The 17,068-nt window shown below is 45.9% G+C and carries 23 protein-coding genes; 6 read left to right on the top strand and 17 right to left on the bottom strand.

Translation table 11 applies throughout. The annotated features are described in order from the left end of the window. Positions 1-45: 45 nt before the first annotated feature. The gene (locus Q9M42_RS02390; RefSeq protein ID WP_322524931.1) at positions 46-447 is read left to right on the top strand and encodes a hypothetical protein; all 402 of its coding nucleotides are present in this window, start codon (positions 46-48) and stop codon (positions 445-447) included. Positions 448-815: 368 nt separating this feature from the next. On the opposite strand, the gene Q9M42_RS02385 is transcribed toward Q9M42_RS02390, so the two are convergent. From Q9M42_RS02385 to Q9M42_RS02375, 3 genes are all read right to left on the bottom strand, one after another. Then, positions 816-1,262 carry a DUF1064 domain-containing protein gene (locus tag Q9M42_RS02385; RefSeq protein ID WP_322524930.1) on the bottom strand — a complete coding sequence of 149 codons (447 nt, stop codon included), beginning with the start codon at positions 1,260-1,262 and terminating at the stop codon, positions 816-818. Then, positions 1,207-1,347, bottom strand: a complete 141-nt coding sequence (locus Q9M42_RS02380) for a hypothetical protein (RefSeq protein WP_322525257.1) — start codon at positions 1,345-1,347, stop codon at positions 1,207-1,209. The genes Q9M42_RS02385 and Q9M42_RS02380 overlap by 56 nt, the downstream gene beginning before the upstream one ends. A gap of 200 nt (positions 1,348-1,547) precedes the next feature. Further along, positions 1,548-2,114, bottom strand: coding sequence for a DNA cytosine methyltransferase (locus Q9M42_RS02375; RefSeq protein ID WP_440972299.1), 567 nt, complete (start codon positions 2,112-2,114; stop codon positions 1,548-1,550). Positions 2,115-2,417: 303 nt separating this feature from the next. Here Q9M42_RS02375 and Q9M42_RS02370 point away from each other — a divergent pair, with 303 nt between their 5' ends. Further along, positions 2,418-2,954 (top strand): hypothetical protein, encoded by a 537-nt coding sequence (locus Q9M42_RS02370; RefSeq protein WP_322524929.1) that lies wholly within the window; start codon positions 2,418-2,420, stop codon positions 2,952-2,954. 166 nt (positions 2,955-3,120) lie between these two features. Here Q9M42_RS02370 and Q9M42_RS02365 read toward each other — a convergent pair whose 3' ends face one another. From Q9M42_RS02365 to Q9M42_RS02320, 10 genes are all read right to left on the bottom strand, one after another. Beyond that, entirely contained in the window at positions 3,121-3,927 is an 807-nt protein-coding gene (locus tag Q9M42_RS02365) for an ATP-binding protein (protein WP_322524928.1), read from the bottom strand. Continuing rightward, the gene (locus Q9M42_RS02360; protein WP_322524927.1) at positions 3,857-4,675 is read right to left on the bottom strand and encodes a DnaD domain protein; all 819 of its coding nucleotides are present in this window, start codon (positions 4,673-4,675) and stop codon (positions 3,857-3,859) included. The genes Q9M42_RS02365 and Q9M42_RS02360 overlap by 71 nt, the downstream gene beginning before the upstream one ends. A 26-nt stretch (positions 4,676-4,701) precedes the next feature. Continuing rightward, on the bottom strand, positions 4,702-4,890 hold the full coding sequence (locus tag Q9M42_RS02355) for a hypothetical protein (protein WP_322524926.1): 189 nt from the start codon (positions 4,888-4,890) through the stop codon (positions 4,702-4,704). Beyond that, on the bottom strand, positions 4,887-5,744 hold the full coding sequence (locus Q9M42_RS02350; RefSeq protein WP_322524925.1) for a recombinase RecT: 858 nt from the start codon (positions 5,742-5,744) through the stop codon (positions 4,887-4,889). Before Q9M42_RS02350 ends, Q9M42_RS02355 begins: the two co-directional genes overlap by 4 nt. 13 nt (positions 5,745-5,757) lie before the next feature. Further along, the gene (locus tag Q9M42_RS02345) at positions 5,758-6,717 is read right to left on the bottom strand and encodes a YqaJ viral recombinase family nuclease (protein ID WP_322525248.1); all 960 of its coding nucleotides are present in this window, start codon (positions 6,715-6,717) and stop codon (positions 5,758-5,760) included. A 200-nt stretch (positions 6,718-6,917) separates the two neighbouring features. After that, positions 6,918-7,220 carry a hypothetical protein gene (locus Q9M42_RS02340; RefSeq protein ID WP_322524924.1) on the bottom strand — a complete coding sequence of 101 codons (303 nt, stop codon included), beginning with the start codon at positions 7,218-7,220 and terminating at the stop codon, positions 6,918-6,920. Next, positions 7,221-7,409, bottom strand: coding sequence for a hypothetical protein (locus Q9M42_RS02335; protein WP_322524923.1), 189 nt, complete (start codon positions 7,407-7,409; stop codon positions 7,221-7,223). It lies immediately after the preceding gene. Positions 7,410-7,796: 387 nt separating this feature from the next. Beyond that, positions 7,797-8,387, bottom strand: coding sequence for a hypothetical protein (locus Q9M42_RS02330; protein ID WP_322524922.1), 591 nt, complete (start codon positions 8,385-8,387; stop codon positions 7,797-7,799). Positions 8,388-8,484: 97 nt separating this feature from the next. After that, the gene (locus Q9M42_RS02325) at positions 8,485-8,778 is read right to left on the bottom strand and encodes a hypothetical protein (RefSeq protein ID WP_322524921.1); all 294 of its coding nucleotides are present in this window, start codon (positions 8,776-8,778) and stop codon (positions 8,485-8,487) included. 78 nt (positions 8,779-8,856) lie between these two features. Further along, positions 8,857-9,114: a helix-turn-helix domain-containing protein gene (locus tag Q9M42_RS02320; protein ID WP_322524920.1), complete on the bottom strand. Its 258-nt coding sequence runs from the start codon at positions 9,112-9,114 to the stop codon at positions 8,857-8,859. Positions 9,115-9,274: 160 nt separating this feature from the next. Here Q9M42_RS02320 and Q9M42_RS02315 point away from each other — a divergent pair, with 160 nt between their 5' ends. The 4 genes from Q9M42_RS02315 (at position 9,275) to Q9M42_RS02300 (ending at position 12,367) form a co-directional block, all read left to right on the top strand. After that, a complete protein-coding gene (locus tag Q9M42_RS02315) occupies positions 9,275-9,673 on the top strand; it encodes a helix-turn-helix domain-containing protein (RefSeq protein WP_322524919.1) in 399 nt (132 codons plus the stop codon). Between the two features lie 59 nt (positions 9,674-9,732). Further along, positions 9,733-10,575 (top strand): hypothetical protein, encoded by an 843-nt coding sequence (locus Q9M42_RS02310; RefSeq protein WP_322524918.1) that lies wholly within the window; start codon positions 9,733-9,735, stop codon positions 10,573-10,575. A gap of 80 nt (positions 10,576-10,655) precedes the next feature. Then, positions 10,656-11,123, top strand: a complete 468-nt coding sequence (locus Q9M42_RS02305; RefSeq protein WP_322524917.1) for an ImmA/IrrE family metallo-endopeptidase — start codon at positions 10,656-10,658, stop codon at positions 11,121-11,123. 110 nt (positions 11,124-11,233) lie between these two features. After that, positions 11,234-12,367, top strand: a complete 1,134-nt coding sequence (locus Q9M42_RS02300) for a tyrosine-type recombinase/integrase (protein WP_322524916.1) — start codon at positions 11,234-11,236, stop codon at positions 12,365-12,367. A 103-nt stretch (positions 12,368-12,470) separates the two neighbouring features. Here the strand turns inward: Q9M42_RS02300 and glnA are convergent, their stop codons facing one another. From glnA to hflX, 4 genes are all read right to left on the bottom strand, one after another. Next, a complete protein-coding gene (gene glnA, locus Q9M42_RS02295) occupies positions 12,471-13,817 on the bottom strand; it encodes a type I glutamate--ammonia ligase (RefSeq protein WP_322524915.1) in 1,347 nt (448 codons plus the stop codon). Positions 13,818-13,905: 88 nt separating this feature from the next. Next, positions 13,906-14,301 carry a MerR family transcriptional regulator gene (locus Q9M42_RS02290; RefSeq protein WP_322524914.1) on the bottom strand — a complete coding sequence of 132 codons (396 nt, stop codon included), beginning with the start codon at positions 14,299-14,301 and terminating at the stop codon, positions 13,906-13,908. Between the two features lie 185 nt (positions 14,302-14,486). Further along, entirely contained in the window at positions 14,487-15,719 is a 1,233-nt protein-coding gene (locus Q9M42_RS02285) for a methionine gamma-lyase family protein (protein WP_322524913.1), read from the bottom strand. After that, positions 15,716-17,005, bottom strand: a complete 1,290-nt coding sequence (gene hflX, locus Q9M42_RS02280; RefSeq protein WP_322524912.1) for a GTPase HflX — start codon at positions 17,003-17,005, stop codon at positions 15,716-15,718. The genes Q9M42_RS02285 and hflX overlap by 4 nt, the downstream gene beginning before the upstream one ends. Positions 17,006-17,068: the final 63 nt, after the last annotated feature.

Below are 17,068 nucleotides of genomic sequence, written 5' to 3'. Positions count from 1 at the left end.
ATTTATCTCTGATATACTCTTCCTAAAAGAAAGGAGATGTAAAAATTGTCAGATTTTGATGATGGTAGTGTATTAAAAGAAGCAGTTTCCGGTAAATGGTACAGGTTCGCAAAGCAAGACCGATCAACTATGCTTATGGATCTTCCTAACGGAGTCTTATTAGGCTTTCATATGTCTAGAAATATGGTTGAAGTATTTGTTCCAGACGAACATGATATTTATCATCGCGCTGGCGATCTGACGTTTACTGGATCAAAACAAGACAAAGATTACTCAATCAATTTGAAAAGTGAAGCTCTTAAACAGGTGCACATAGGTAGCAAAAATGGTGTGGTTGAAAATACATTTAATGAAATCTCTGATATTAGAGCATTTGTAGACTTGAATGAAAAAGATAAATGGTGGTCAAAAGCTCTTGATTCAGGCAGCAACAATACATTTGAATAATTATTTATGCGGACCAAAGCTATAGCTTTGGTCCTTATTTTTTTACTTTGTTATATTAATATTAAATGAATATAACAATAGATTAAATCTGCCCCGCCTTATGCCGATCCCAACTATACGCAAACAGATCGCCCGGTTCCCACAAATCACTATAGTGATGCCAACCGGACCGGAGCGGTGTAAACTTGCAATAGTACATTTCTGGCCCTTTTTGCACCGTCTGAAACATCACCACACCCCAATTCTGTCGAGCCTCACTAAAGATTCGTGTGCCTGGCTCGTAACACATTCGTGCCGCCTCCTTGTTATCGAAAGTTTTCACTTATATACAAAAGGCTTCCGCAGCTTCCCGCTGACAACCTATCAAGCTAAGTCTTAGTCTGCTTCTTATACTTTTTCACATCATCGAGCTCGCACCATCCACCGAGTCCCGCATGATATGTAACCAATGACAGCTTCTGCGGATACATCTTCTCGAATAATTTGCGCTTCAGTTTAAAATCCGCCGTCTCCATTCCTTTCACATCCACCGTTTCCAAATTTCCATCCTTGTGTTCAACCTCGAAGTCTGCCACATACTCGATCTTTCGATGCGTCTTGCCATTCTTCGTAAAAGCTTCCTGGAGCAGATACCGTGGCTGCAGCTTGAAGTCTGTAATTTCGCCATACTGTTTCAACCACAATAGCTGCTGATAATAACCAGCTTCGAGTTTGCTATCAAAACTACGCCCGTCCACTGTGATCTTCTTAGTTCCGTACTTATGCTTTTTCTTTGTTCGAAACTGCCGGGAACTTATGCGCTCGGTTTTGTTCATACAGTACCTCCACCGCCTCTAGTATTTGATTTTTGCTTGCCCCTGTAGCTTCTTGGACCTCTGCTACCAGTTCTTGATTATTCATCACGGCCCTCCACATATCCTCCGAGTTTGAAGCTATATTCTGTTCGTAGCTTAGTGTTCTCTCAGGCTCTCATTTTGTTTTCAATCTGCATAATTGCTTCAAAGATTGGATATATTTGCTGAGGTACTACAGCGTTACCTAGAGATCTAAGTCGCTCCACCTGTCGGGGAAGCCCATTAAAAGTTCTGCGTAGCTTGGGTTCAAATACCTCGGATCGCCGGGTCCAGTCCGTATGGCCTCCTGCGGATAAACTCCCCTTGTAATAAGGACTCCCCTGATAGCGTTTGGCCGATGCGCCCTTCCACATGCTCGCTGTCGGCGTGGGCAACAATGAATACCCGGTCCCTTCGATGCGGGGCATTGACGGCACAAGCCGGTAATACAAACGACTGCCCGGAGTAACCTGCACTTTCCAAGTCAGAAAGCGTTCGGTCGAGCTCCATGTTGGCGAAGTGAGCAACATTTTCGCCAATAACCCAACGGGGCTTGATTTCCCGGATGAGCCGAGACATTTCCGGCCAGAGGTCACGGTCATCTGCTGTGCCGCTTCGCTTCCCGGCAATACTGTAAGGCTGGCAAGGGAATCCTCCGGTAATAAACTCAATTGTTTCAACATCAACACCTCTTTCTTCTAGCAATTGCCGACTCAGCATAGTCACGTCCTCGAAAATTGGGACCCCGGGCCAGTTCTTCTTTAATACTTGCTGACAAAACGGGTCTTGTTCGCAAAAAGCTGCTGTTTCAATCCCACTCCATTCAGCCGCCAACGAAATACCTCCAAGGCCGGCGAATAGTTCCAAACTCTTCACACCATCACCCCTTCTCTCCGCTAACCTCAGTTATTTTTGATTGTTTGTACTAACCTCGCAGTAAAGAAGCACAGTAAGCCTTCTGTTTTTGCCTATGGCTTCATTAGACTTGTTATTCTTTGACTCATATTAATATTGGCTGATGAATTATTCTTATCTGTTTTAAATAGATTTACATGTTTGTCTCTTAGTGGCTGTGGATTCCATTACTAGGCTGAGCTCCGGAATACAATGCGGTTTCTTAGCTAGTTCTTCTTAACATTGGTTTGTTTAGAAAATTTTATTCATTGCGAACCTCATGCTTTATATTTTTTAATATTTACAAGAACACTTGTTCGTATTATTCTTAAGGTATCTAGTATACGTGAGGTGACTATTATGCTTCCTGCTAACCGAACTGATGAAGACATGATCATGAAATTCATCCTTCTTCCATTTGCGCTTAAGGTACTCGAACAAGATCGTCATGCGTTCGAACATACTCGTTATCCTGAATTGTATATGCGTCCCATCGATGATTTAGTCGTTCGACTTGCGAACGAGAAACGAATTATTAATAAGCGCATGGTGCAACACGGTTATGCTGTTGAACGCCTGTCTATGGATGAGCACTTCATTTATTATCGTTGGTTTAATCGCGATGGACGTAATGGTGATCTGCCCTTCTTACGAGTCAATCTTCGCAGCATGACGTTAGCGTTACTCGGAAACTATCTGTTTGGGGTGAGTTCTGAAAACCCTGCTAACAAAGACGATCCTTTGCATAAAGATGCCATACAGTTTGAGGTGTTTGAGTGACCAGGCCGGTCACTCTTTTTATTTTGCTAATGTGCGTTGCTCTACAAACGCCAACTCTGCTTCATGGAATCGTCGTAAGTTTCGAGCTACGCTTTCTTGCCGCAGCTGCTCTTCGACTTCGTTTAGAGTCCGACCGTGCATGATGATGGCGCAGTCGGGGTATCGTTTAGCCATTCGCCCTCAGTCCTTTCGTCCGGTAATTGTCGCCTTTGAGCTCAATGGTATACGCATCTTCATTAATAATTCGGCTCGCATCCCGTTCACCCATGAGCTTTTTTAATTCATCCGGTCCATAGTTGCTGGTATAGATCGTGCTCCGCCCTTGGCGATTATCAATGAGATCAAATAGCTTTTCTTCCACCCAGTCATTCCGGTTTTCGGCCCCGATGTCGTCCAGCACCAACAAGTCGATTTGCTCTAAGATGCTGAACAATTGATCTTCCGACACGTCGCTGTTTTTGTTATAGGTGTTTCGGATCTTTCGCAACAGCTTCGGCACCGAAATAAAGATGGCTGGACGTCCCTTTTCCATCACCGCATTGGCAATACTGACGGATAAATGACTTTTGCCTAACCCCGGGTCGCCGCTGTAATACAGATTAATCGGCTTATCGGGGTGAAACTTTTCAACAAACTTCTTCGCGTTACGCAATGCTCGTTCTTGACTCTCATTCGCCGTTTCGTAATTATCGAACGTTGCCCGGGAGAGGGCTCGATTGACTAAACTATGGCGGTCAAAAGCTTGCATGGCTTTCGAGTGCTTCAACCGCTTTAGCTGCTCCTGGGCTTCCTTCGCCAGTTTCTTTTCTTCGCACTTGCAGCCGAATCGGAATTCCTTCCTTTGGCCTTTCTTTGGCCCGCCCATGAGCTCCGCTTCGTAAATCTTCACGGTTTCCTCGCAGTCACAGCTCGTTTCGTAAAGAAGTGTCAATCCATTGGGAGCCGGTATCTTGGCTTTTTCGATGTTCTCCATGCCTGCTCTCCTCTCTGCGCTTTCGTTCGTTCAACGCCTGTTCATAGGTATAGAGGCCTTTCTCTTTCCAGTTATTCAAAATGCCTAACGCGTACTGAAAGCCGGAACCGTTGCTGGCTGCTTTTTCAACCGCAAGGCAGATTATGCGCCGTTCCATCCCCTCCTGTTCAAATTTCTGAATATCGTTTGTGATTTTGGGAGTTGGATATTTGCCGTAGCATTCGTGATACTTTTCAAAGGGATTATGCTCGGACGAAAACGGTACAACATTACTGCTGTTGTATCTCTTCTTTTCATTCTTCTCATTCTTTACATTCTTGTTTATATCCAGTGACTGTTTCTTGACTGTTACCTGAGTGTTACTTTCATCGTTACTTTCGTTATCATAAGTTTGATAAGCTTCCCAGTTTAACAGCGTTATGAGTGTGAATTGCTTGTTATTTTTACCTCGATTTATGTGAATCATTTGAGAATTCTCGAGGAATTTGAGTATGGCGTTTATGGTCTTGGGATTTGGCTCTTTCCAAACCTTTCTTTCATAATATCCAATTCCTTTAGCGATGCTTCGCACCGATGTTAAATATTGACCCTTTTCAATACTTAAGAAGCCCCCGTCTTCCTGAGGAATCGTTCTTTGTTTATGATTCACCTGGTATTTCAAGTACTGCCACACTCGATGATACAGAGGCGGCATCGCCCATATATCGCTCTCCAATTCTTTGCGGTAGTCTTTAATATAGCCTTTCATCCTGCCGCCTCCTTTTCGAATTAAAATTACTCTTTTGGCACCACCACAGCTGCCGGTCCTCTAATTTCTTTCAGTTTTTTGTCTGGATATAAACTTTCTGCATACGCCTGAACATACTGCTGATAAATGCGCTTCTTATCCTCCCGGCTCTCCCCATTCCGCCCGGCAATTTGAGCGAAATGAGGCGGGAGACGTATGATATGACGAACCATCATTTAATAGGGAAATCCTGCTGAGTGTCTTTCTTGTTTTCCTGTTTTGGTTCTTCGTCCGGATCCCCCGATGATTCTTCTAGTGGATCCGGACCTTCCTCTATTTCCGTGTACTCCGCGTCCAGGGAGTCCCCGTTGATCTCTTTCCGTTCTTCCGGATCTTTTGCTTCTTCACTGTAGGCAGTCTGCATATCAATCGAGAGGATACCCCACTTGCTGAGCATGTTTCGGATGACGGTTTTCTTGGCCATTGCGTCCCAGTCATTCTTCCAGCCGAATCCCGACTTGCTGAATTTATTTTTGTGCGCTTCGATCTGCTCCTTGCTCCAGTAGACGGTCTTGCGGAAGCCATTAATGAGTTCAAAGAAACCTGCGTAACCGATCACCTTGTCCGACTCTTTCTGTTCAAAGTCGATCTCCATTTCCTCGGTGAGCTTATCCCACTTCTGCAGTTCACCTTCATGAACCTCAATCACGTTGATGTTACGGTACTGACCGGTCCGGAGTGCCAATTGGATGAGCCCTTTGTAGCCAATCTGGAATGTCGCAGTATTGTTGTACGGCACGATATAGGCATAACCGAGATTTTTATCAACGGGCAGATCCATCGTAGCTGCCACCATGGCAGAACTGATCACGCTCATCGGATCGCATTTCTTCAGCATTTTCTCGGAATTGTAGAGATTCAAAATGCTAGTCATAAATTGAGACGAACGTTTACCGAGATTTTCTTCAAAACGCTTTTTCACGGTCGGTGATTCGAGTAAAGCTTTCAGTGAGGTGCCTTGCGTATTTGCTGGCGCATGGTTTCCATTGGATTTTTGCAGATTGTCTTTTACCGAATTGTTCGTTGCCATTAGATGAATCCTCCTACAGGGATTTAATTTCAAAGCGCCGGCTGACAGATTCAGTCACATATCCTTCGGCCAGTCTCGGTTTTTCACGCTTGAGTTTTTTCGTGTCAATACGGCTCGAGGTAACGTTTTTCCATTTAATTTCATACCCATTCACATATGCCGTTTCGGCGGATTGCATCTCATACTTAAGATGATTTTTAATCTCTTTCTTGCGCTCCTCCATCGTCTTGATCTGTAAGTCGATTTCCTGCAATTCTTCCACCATGGTTTGCTCATTCTTGCCGAGGTTGATGCTTTCGCCTTCTTCAGCGGTATCAAATCGTTTAGCTAAGAACTTCTCTGCAGCGCTTGATCCATCCAGGGCCGGCGGTCGTCGCGATAGAACATGGTTTTCCCAGAACTCCTTCTCCCTTTGGATCACGAGATTAATTAATTCTTCATCGCGTTTGATCTCTTTCCAAACAAACTTCTGACCGCCGATTAGGACCGCAATATAAGCTTTCTGTTTATTCAGCACTGCCATGTAGTGCTGACACTGCACTAAATATGCATCCGGTACTTCTTCCTGCTCCCAGTCGCCTGAAAGAAATTGGTTCGCTGTCTTACACTCAAGCAGAGCATTTTCCCCGACTACCACGCGGTCAATGTTCGCAAGCATAAATGGATGGTCTTTGTGACGGTAAATGGCGTTACGTTTCTGTACACGTTTGCCGGTTCGTTCACGGAATTCATCAGCAACAATACTCTCAAGCCTGTTGCCCCAGTGAGCAGCTTCGCTTGTGATTTCCTCCGGCATGTAATCTGGTTGTTTTTCGAGCCACACTTCGAAGGCGGTTTTGTATTTGTTAAGCCCGAGGACCGCAGAGACATCTGACCCCCCTAATCCCGACTTGCGATGCTCTAGCCATTCCTTCCGGTTCATTTTTTTGGTTGGTGTCAATACGTGTCCCATAAGCCCTCCTTGTGCTGTCATCAAGCTGTAGATTAATGTTCAGACTCCACTTGTGACTACGACGGGTTATTTTTGCTCCTAGGTCGTGCTTCATCGACATGGAGTTGTGAGCATGTTTTTTAGTAACCTCTTCTTCTGCTTTGAGCATGTGGAATTCGCTCTAAGTCTGTTGCATTGGTTATAATCTATAGAATGATATAGGCAATGTGGTTTTCGAGGAATCACCGTTCGTTATTTCCTTGTAGGGGTTCCAGCTGCATGAGTTTGTCGAGCACTCTCCACGACAAATCTTTTTTGATTTCCTGCTCTTTGGCTTCTTCGATTTCTTCTGCTTGCAGCGCATAACAACAAGCTTCGTCCGCTTCCCGATAGCAGTTCAACAACTCTGCCTGTATTTTGGAAAAACCCTCGTTGAATGCTTCCGTATCTTTCAAAACCCCATATAACGTTTCTTCTCGTTCTTTTTGGCCCAAGGTCGCAGCTTGATACATCTGAGCTATCCATCGTCCTCGCAGTTGTTCCATTTACTTCTCCTCCTCACAATCTACGCATAAAAGATGTTCATCAGGCAGCAAGAAACATTCACAATTATCACAATGCTGCTCTCTTGTATCCGTTGTTAGTGTGATGCTAATATTTTTGCTCTTGTATCCATCGTTCATTGACTGACCATACTGGCTTTCTAAAGCACCTAATTCGATGTCGTTACTCATGTTTTGGCCCCTTTCCGAGAGGGTAATGCTCCTTACATGTGCGCAGATTAGTATGTGGTCTGCTGCACCTCCATTAAGCTAGACGTCAGCAGCTATTTACATCGCAGTTGGCGTCATTTTTTTGCTTTAAAGTTTCTCTTCTAGTGAGCAGAATCTTCTTCAACATATTGTTCGATCTTGTTATTTGTTGGTTATACATCGAGTTTAGTCGACAGTCTTAAGCTTTTCTTGTATACTGGCGTTATTCCAACCTCGGAATATCCCCAGAACGTCAGTTGTACCCGCAACTGGCGTTCTTTTATGCTGCATACATAATGAATCCCACCGCCATTACCGCTAAATAAGTTATCATGTGAGCCTCGCTAGTTATTTTTCGCATCAAGGCTCTCATAATACGCCTTCTCTTTGTGACTTTATCTGCAGCCTGTTCGAGACACGCTGTTGCTTCGTCCAAAGCTCCTGCACTTCTTGAATGTCATAACCCAAATCCCTTGAAGCGGCGTAAAGCACACTGTGTACCGCTGGTATTAAATCCACTAAACTTCCTAGCGCTCGTACAAAATCTGTATTGGCTTCAAACTCTCCCCCTGGAAGATGATTGTTATAAACTCGTTCCAAGATGTGAATATCTGTTGCAGCTTCTTGAATTTGCTCCTGCATGTTCAGAAGCGTATTGCTAAACCGGCTATTATATTCTCTTCGGATCGGGGGCATCGCAACTGGTGATAAGTTCCATCGGTACGAAATAATTTCTAACAATTCAAAGTCCTTGGTTGCCCGTGCCCAAGCGCACAGCAACTGCACATTCGGCAATGGCTTCGCCCCACGTTCAACCGCTGATATATAAGATTGATCACAGATACCCATTTTCGTCTCGTTGTACAGAGCGTCGGCCAGCGTACTTTGATACATACTCGCGCTCTCTCTTGCCTCTTTGAGCATGCTTCTTATGTCGTTTTCGCTATAGAGTGTGTTCATCTTGTTCTCCTCCTTTTGGTAGTATCAAGGATTTTGTATATTAGAAATAAGACATTGAATTCTCTACTTAAAAACAAATTTAAAATCCCCCATTTCCTTAAATTGCTTTCACATTGTTACGCATGTTTTTTCGTTCAATTACTTCCCAGATGCCTTCACGGACTTCCGGGTACTTGTAGATCTTGCGTCCATTTACTTGTCGCTGCCAACGCTTCACTTCCGGTTCTTCAATGATGTTGCGTTCTAAATGGCTGCGGGAGAAGCTTGTCATTTCGGATAATTGATTAAGGCTCACACACATGGCTTCTCGTTTGTAGGGCGCCAGAATTTCTTCTACTTTACGTTCAACAGCTTCTTGAAATAGTTCATCGTCTAGGTGGAGCTCGGGCATGATGATCCTCCTTCGCAAATTTCAGTCCATGAAAGGCACTTGCGCTATCTGTTTATTCAATTGATGCTTTGAAGGCTTTTAGTGGGATTTCGTTTCTTTCATCAAATGATTTATTCGCGTTTCGCGATTTTTGTTTATAAAAAAAAGATCTTCTACATTGACATTTAATGCTTTTGCTAAATCAGGTATTTTATTTGCATCTAGTTTTCTTCTCCCTGCCTCTATATCAGCGTAACTAGCAGCATTTTTATACCCTATTGCTTCCGCTATAAATTTTTGTTTTATGCCTTTACTTATTCTTATTTCTTTTGCTCTCCCTCCAACATTAAGGTTCATGTTATCACCTCCTATATATCGCATTTCGCGATTATTTAAATATAATTTATCATCGCGATTCGCGAATGTCAATTAAAAAGTATTCAATTTGCGATTATTTATTTTCGAAACGAGAATTTATATTAAAATAGAGGTGATAGTAATGATTGGAGAGTTGAAAATGACTACAATCTTATCAAAAAGGTTGCAATATATTAGACAAAGCAGAGGTTTAGCACAAAAATTTGTAGCTTCTAAAATAGGTATTAAAGCAAACACCTTATCAGGTTATGAATCTGGTAGGAGAGAACCTGATTCTGAAACTCTTGCCTCGTTAGCTGATTTTTATGAAGTTACTACTGATTATTTATTAGGAAGGTCTGACACTCCTAGTCTTTCTAAAGACGAAGAGTTTAATGAAAAACATAATCTTTACGAAGGGGTCAAAGAAGTAAAGTTTCGCGAGATGCAGGAGCAGTTAAAAGATTACTCAGATGAAGAGGTCGATGAACTCCTAGAATGGATGAAATTTAAAGCTGAACAAAACAGAAAAAAGAGAGATAAACAAAAAGAAGAATAACTTTTCCACTTTATTTTTAAATATATTTGCATAAACTAAAAATCCAGGGGGAGATTTTTATGCAAGAAAAAAAGAAGTGGTATCGACATGTCTTGGGGTTTCGTTCAGGTAGTAAGTGGAAAGCTATTGTCGCCTCTTTATTTTATTTCTTTCTTTTTATAGGCATCGTCGGTGCTATTCTAGGGGAGGATACCTCGACTACTTCAGAGGAAAACGTCAGCGAGCAAGAGGCTATCGAGGCTGAAGAAGTCGAGGCTGAAGAAGAAGCTCAACAGGAAGAGGAAGAACGTAAAGCCCAGGAAGCTGAAGAGCAAGCCACTAAAGAGAAAGAAGAAAAACAAAAAGCTGAAGAAGAAAAGGAACGAGAAGAACAGGAAGCTAAAGAGCAAGAGGAAGCTGAAGAGCAAGCTGCTAAAGAGAAAGAAGAAAAACAAAAAGCTGAAGAAGAAAAGGAACGAGAAGAACAGGAAGCTAAAGAGCAAGAGGAAGCTGAAGAGCAAGCTGCTAAAGAGAAAGAAGAAAAGAATAATTTGAAAAATACAGCTCAAAATATTGCTGAACGAGAAGTCGAAGTTATCAATGTAGAATTTTATGAAGACACTAATCACGTAAATGTTTATTATGAACTTGGCGACAATTTTACCAAAAACATGATTTTAAAAAACTCCCACATGAACGTAACGAACATGCTTGAAGACTTCAAAAAAACGAATATAAGCTCTATTTATTTTGAAGCAGAGACTACATTTACAGATGAATATGGAGAAGAAAGCCAAGGTAAAGCTACCACTTACGACTTCAATAAAGAAACGATCAACCAAATTAATTATGACAATTTTGATTATGATAACTTGCCAGGGGTAGCAGATAGCTACTGGGAACATCCGGACTTTTCAAGATAGCTTTATTAAAACTTCAGCCCTTTTCCAGGGCTTTTCTTATAAAGTTAAAAGAACATACGTTCCTATCACAGGAGGATTATATGTACTCACTGACCTATTTAGAAGATTATGTAGAAAAATTACATCAAGGATTGAACCATGTTAATGCAGCGGATATTCATGAAACAAGAATTGCTGAAGAATTAAATATTGAGGTAGAGTACAACGCTCCTTTCGACGCTTCCATGGACCGAACAATTTTCCTCGCATCGGACTGCCCGAAGAAGATTCGCTTAGCATTCGCGCATGAACTGGCTCATGTACGCTGGGATACTGATGAACAGTGGGCCCTCTCTCCCTCCTTTAAGCAGTACATTGAGGAAAAAGCGAACCATTTCAGCCTATACTTCTGCTTACCAGCCTATATGATTTTTGAATACGATCTTCAAGATCCTGGAGTGTTATATAAGCTATCAGAGGAATTTGTGGTCCCTGTGGAAGTAGTACGAGAACGGATGAGAAAAATTTGGATTCGAGAAAGGGAATTGTTAAATGTGAGGGCACTTTAAAAATAATAATTTAAATTATCTAAGTATCAAAATTAGTTTTTAAAAGCTCATATGAGTATATGAATCAAACTGACGATAATCTACTATTACTATTCAAGGAGCGCGATCATATGATTAAATACCGTAAACGCTATGGGACCTGGGAATATCGAATCCGCTACACTGACCCTCTTACTCATAAGCAACGCGAAAAAACCCAACGTGGCTTTCGCACCAAGCAAGAAGCCATTAGCGCTGCACATCGTGTAGAATTAGAACAACTGCCGCGTAGTGATGAAGAAATGAAAGATCTCCCTCTCAAACAATGGCTACAGCATTACATGAAAACCTATCGCAAAAAGCATGTGTCTATCAACACTTACGCAGCTGACGAGGATGCGATCAAGCGTGTGCTGCCTTTTTTTCAAGATGTCACGCTTCGCCAGTTGACACCTGAACAATATCAGCAATTTATTAACTATCTACAGGACCAAGGATATTCCCGCTCTACCATTCGGAACACGCACATCCTGATGCATGGAGCCATGAAACAAGCTACGCATAACCGCCGGGTATCACATAATCCATGTGCTGAAGTTCGTCTGCCAAAAAAAGTACCGAATGAAAAAATTCAGTACCTCCCCTCGGATATGATTGCTCCCTTCCTTCAAATTATTAAGCGACGCAGCCTGGAACAATACTTTTTCTTCAAGGCCTTATTAGAAACCGGGATGCGAAAAGGTGAAGCATTAGCTCTTACATGGGACGACGTGGACCTAAACAAGCAGACCATTCAAATTAACAAATCATTTATCGTCCGCACGAAATCCATTGGTCCGACCAAGAACCGAAAAAACCGCACGATCCGATTCAGTGATAGTCTCAAAAAAGAATTGCTGAATCTTTACAACATGCAGAACCAAAATAAACTTCTTTACGATGAGTTGTATTTAACAGAATTGAATCTAGTTTTTTCGACCAAAGATGGTAATTACCTCCCCAACTCCACCACGTTTAATACCATGAGGCACGCTTGTGAACAATTGGAGATCGAGCCTTTACCAATCCATAGTCTTCGACATACCCATGCGGTGCTTCATTTAGAAGCCGGCACCAGTATGAAGGTGTTGCAGGAACGTTTGGGTCACGGCAGTTTGGAGATCACTTCGAATGTGTATGCGCACGTCTCCGAGACATTAGAAAAAGACTCCATGGAAAAATATGAAGCCTCCACCAAACGTATTTTTGATGTAGATTCTTTGTAATTAGGGGCGAATTAGGGGCGCGCCCCTAAAAAGGCGTTTTGTCATGTTCCATCATAAAACAAAAAAAAGCCCCGCAACCCTATAGTTGCAGGACTTCTGATGATTAATACGTGGAGAGATACTGTTCGCGTTCCCAAGGGTGAACCTGGCTGCGGAACATGTCCCACTCGATTTCTTTTGCTTCGGCGAAGTGCTCGATGGCGTGAGGGCCGATGGCGTTAACGAGAACTTCGTCGTTCAGCAGGTGCTGAAGCGCTTCGTTCAAGTCCGCTGGAAGGTCCTCGATGCCGAGTTCTTCGCGTTCTGCTTTTTCCATCACGTAGATGTTGCGGTCTGTCGGCTCTGGAGCGTCGAGCTTCCGCTTGATGCCGTCCAGGCCAGCTGCAAGCATTGCTGCGATAGCAAGGTACGGGTTCGCAGATGGATCCGGACTGCGCGTTTCGATACGCGTGCTCATGCCACGGGAGGACGGAATACGTACGAGCGGGCTGCGGTTACGCAGGGACCATGCAACGTATACTGGTGCTTCGTAGCCTGGCACAAGACGCTTGTAGGAGTTGATGATTGGGTTTGTGAGCGCCGTGAACGCCTTCGCGTGCTCGAGTGTACCTGCTAAGAACTGCATGGCTGTTGTGCTCAGCTGAGAATCGGTCTTCTTGTCGTAAAACGCGTTCTCTTTGCCTTTGAACAGGGACATGTTGCAGTGCATACCGGAGCCGTTCACACCGAACAATGGCTTCGGCATAAAGGTGGCGTGCAGGCCGTGCTTACGCGCGATTGTTTTAACAACGAGCTTAAACGTCTGAATGTTGTCGCACGCCGTTACAGCGTCTGCGTATTTGAAGTCGATTTCGTGCTGTCCCGGCGCCACTTCGTGGTGGGAAGCTTCGATTTCAAATCCCATGTCTTCAAGCTCAAGCACGATGTCGCGGCGGCAGTTTTCACCGAGGTCTGTCGGCGCAAGGTCAAAGTAACCGCCTTTGTCGTTCAGGGTTGTGGTCGGCTCGCCTTTTTCATCGTTTTTGAAAAGGAAGAATTCAGGCTCCGGTCCAATATTGAAGGCGTTGAAGCCTAATTTCTCTGCGTCTTTAAGTACACGCTTCAAAATACCGCGCGGGTCACCCGCAAATGGTGTTGGATCTTCACCAGGCTTGCCCGGCTCATATATGTCACAAATTAAACGTGCGACTTTGCCTTTTTCCGGGGTCCATGGGAAGACGATCCAGGTATCAAGATCCGGAAAGAGGTACATGTCGGATTCTTCAATACGAACAAAACCTTCGATGGAAGAACCGTCGAACATCATCAGGTTGTCCAGGGCTTTATCAAGCTGGTCCACCGGAATCTCTACGTTTTTAATAATTCCTTGCAAGTCAGTAAACTGAAGACGGATAAACTTAACGTTTTCCTCTTCTGCAAACTTTAAAATGTCTTTTCTCGTGTTTGCCATGTTAATTGTGACTCCTCTCTAAAAAACTAGAATAGTGAATTATTATATCTTTCCCCCGGCCGCAGCCGGGAAAAAGTTAATCCTGCTGTTAGTCGAAAAACCGCGACAGCTGTCCCTGAATCATGGACGGCCGTGAGTATTTGCCTGCCATCATCACTTCCTTGCGGAGGTGCTTGCGCAGTTCACGGTCGGTCATATCGTGATTTCTAGGTGCTGAGGGCTGCTTCGGTTCCTCTGAATACGTTTTTAACTCATAGATTTCCTTGATGCCTGAAAGGTTTACGCCCCGCTCCATCATCGCTTTGATTTCAAGCAGACGGTCCACGTCGCGGAAGGAAAACAACCGCTGGTTGCCTTCAGTCCGTGTCGGAAACACCAGGCCGTGCTCTTCGTAGTAACGAATCTGCCTTGGGGTGAGTTCCGTCAGTTTCTGGACGATACCAATCGGAAATAAAGGGGTATTTCGGCGTACATGATCATTCATGCGTTACGCCCCCTTTCATTGAAACTAAGTATATCCTACATGATGTAAGCTTTTCCGTCAAGTTCATGTAAGCTATTTTTACATCAAAATTTTCAGAACTTATTGTATCTTTTATATTTTCGCCTATTTTCCGGCAAATGTACAGAAAAAACAGGCCCTCTCACGGAGAGCCTGTCCTTCTATCGTTATTGTATCGCTTTTAACGCTTCGCTTACGGCAATTTTCACGTGCGTATACGTTAATCCGCCCTGAACGAAGGCCGTATACGGCGGCCGGATCGGGCCGTCAGCGGAAAGCTCGATACTCGAGCCCTGAATAAAGGCTCCGGCAGCCATGATCACTTCATCGCTGTAGCCGGGCATGGCGCTCGGCTGCGGCGTTACCCCGGAGTCGACCGGGGAATACTGCTGAACCGCCTGGCAAAACCGGATCATTTTCTCCCGGTCCCCAAACTGCACGGACTGGATCAAATCGGTCCGCTCCTCCCCGGAGGCCGGTGACGCCTGCAGGCCGGCGTCCTCCATCAGCGCTGCGGTCAGCACCGCTCCCTTGTGGGCCTCCGCTACGACGTGCGGCGCGAGAAACAGCCCCTGAAACATTTCCTGGAGCATGCCGAGCGTCGCGCCGCCTTCAAGGCCAATGCCGGGCGCGGCAAAGCTTGCGCCCGCCCTTTCAATCAAGTCGCTTCTACCGGCAATGTAGCCGCCGGTACGGGTAATCCCGCCGCCCGGGTTTTTAATGAGAGACCCTGCCATCAGATCCGCGCCGATATGGCCCGGCTCGGTCGTTTCCACAAACTCGCCGTAGCAGTTGTCTACAAACAGCACAACGTCAGGGTACGCCGCTTTAAGCTCTGCCATGTACTCCTTCATTTCCTCCAGGCCGATCGACGGACGATCGTCATAGCCGCGCGAGCGCTGAAACGCAATCACCTGCGTGTCCGGCGTCACCGCCTCGTGCACGGCGCCCATGTCCACCCGGCCGCCGGTGAGCGGCACCACGTCACAGCCGATGCCCCATTCGTTCATCGTCCCTGCTTCGCTGCCGTCGAGGCCGATCACCGTGTTCAGCGTGTCGTACGGCGTGCCAGTCGCATACAAAAGCCGTCCGCCCGGACGGAGCGCCGCAAACAGTGCCGTGCTGATCGCATGCGTGCCGGAAATAAACTGCTGGCGCACCATAGCTGCTTCGGTGCCGAACACATCGGCATACACCCGGTCAAGCACCTCACGCCCGGTATCGTCATAGCCGTAACCGGTCGAGTGCTGAAAATGAAACGCCGACACGTTGTGCGTGCGGAAAATATCGAGCACCCGCTGCTGGTTCACAAGCTCGCGTTCCGCAATTGCTTCAAGCTGCGGCGCAATCCGGCGCTCGGCCTGCTGCAGCTGCTTTTGTTCCATCGTATCGCGTGTCATTTCGCCCCGGCATCTCCTTTAGCATACTGCTTGATCTCCCTGTGGATCGCCTGGTCGCTCTGCACGTACCCGGAGAGAATCCAGCTTTCGTTTTCTTCATCGAGCGTTTCCTCGCGCACGACGGTTTCATGCTTGAACCGCTGCATTACGTGGCCGTCGGCGAGCGGAATTTCCACGTGGTACGGCTGAAGCTGCTCGAGCAGCACGCTCTCCATCGACTCCCGCAGCAGCTCCACGTCTTCGTCCTTGCGGGCCGAAATGGAGATCGACGGCTTGTCCACCGCGACGACCGGTCCGTCCTGGGCGGCGTCGCGCTTGTTGACGACCGTAAGCGCCGGAATATGGCTTGCCTCAAGCTCCTTTAATAGCTGGCGCACCGTGGCGGCCTGCTCTGCCGCCCTCGGGTGCGAGCCGTCAATCACATGCAGCAGCACGTCTGCTTCCTTTACTTCCTCAAGGGTCGCCTGAAACGCCGCAATCAGCGCCGTCGGAAGATCCTGAATGAACCCGACCGTATCGGTGACGAGCACCTCCAGGCCGGACGGCAGCTCCACCCGGCGCGTTAACGGGTCAAGCGTGGCGAACAGCGCGTTTTCCTCGAGCGTATCCGCTTCGGTGAGCGCGTTTAAAATCGTGGATTTGCCGGCGTTCGTGTAGCCGACGAGCGCAAACTGCAGGACGTTCTTTTCCTTGCGTCGTTCACGGTACTGCTCGCGGCGGTTTTTCACCTGCTTGAGCTTGCTTCGCACGTCATCCATGCGCTTCTGAATGTGACGCCGGTCGGTCTCAAGCTTCGTCTCCCCCGGTCCGCGTGTACCGATCCCGCCGCCGAGCCGGGAGAGCGATTCGCCCTGCCCGCGGATGCGCGGCAGCATGTAGTTCAGCTGGGCAAGCTCTACCTGCATTTTCCCTTCGTTCGATGCCGCACGTCCGGCGAAAATATCGAGTATCAGCTGGGTGCGGTCAATAATGTATAATCCGGTCTGGTTTGTAATCGTGGAAATCTGGCCGGGCGAGAGCTCATCGTTAAAAATCAGCAGATCCGCCTCATATTCCTCCGCCGTCTCCACTGCTTCCTCGAGCTTGCCTTTGCCGACGTACGTTTTCGAATCGAGCGAACGCCGGTTCTGCGTCAGCACAGCCGTGACAGTTCCCCCCGCCGTTTCCACCAGCTGTTCAAGCTCGGTGAGGGACGCTTCAAACGTTTCCTGATCGGTATCATCCTTATGGACGGCAATTAGTACAACCCGTTCTTTATCTACCTGTTGGTTCTCAAATTCCTGCAATAGTTTAGATCCTCCTGTTTTTCCTGTCCTCTACATACTATAATATGGGTTAAGTGCCAAACA

The organism is Marinococcus luteus (assembly GCF_034497705.1).
Classification (GTDB): Bacteria; Bacillota; Bacilli; order Bacillales; family Marinococcaceae; genus Marinococcus; species Marinococcus luteus_A.
The sequence above is the reverse complement of the archived record's forward strand: the minus strand, read 5'-3'. Positions and strand labels throughout refer to the sequence as shown.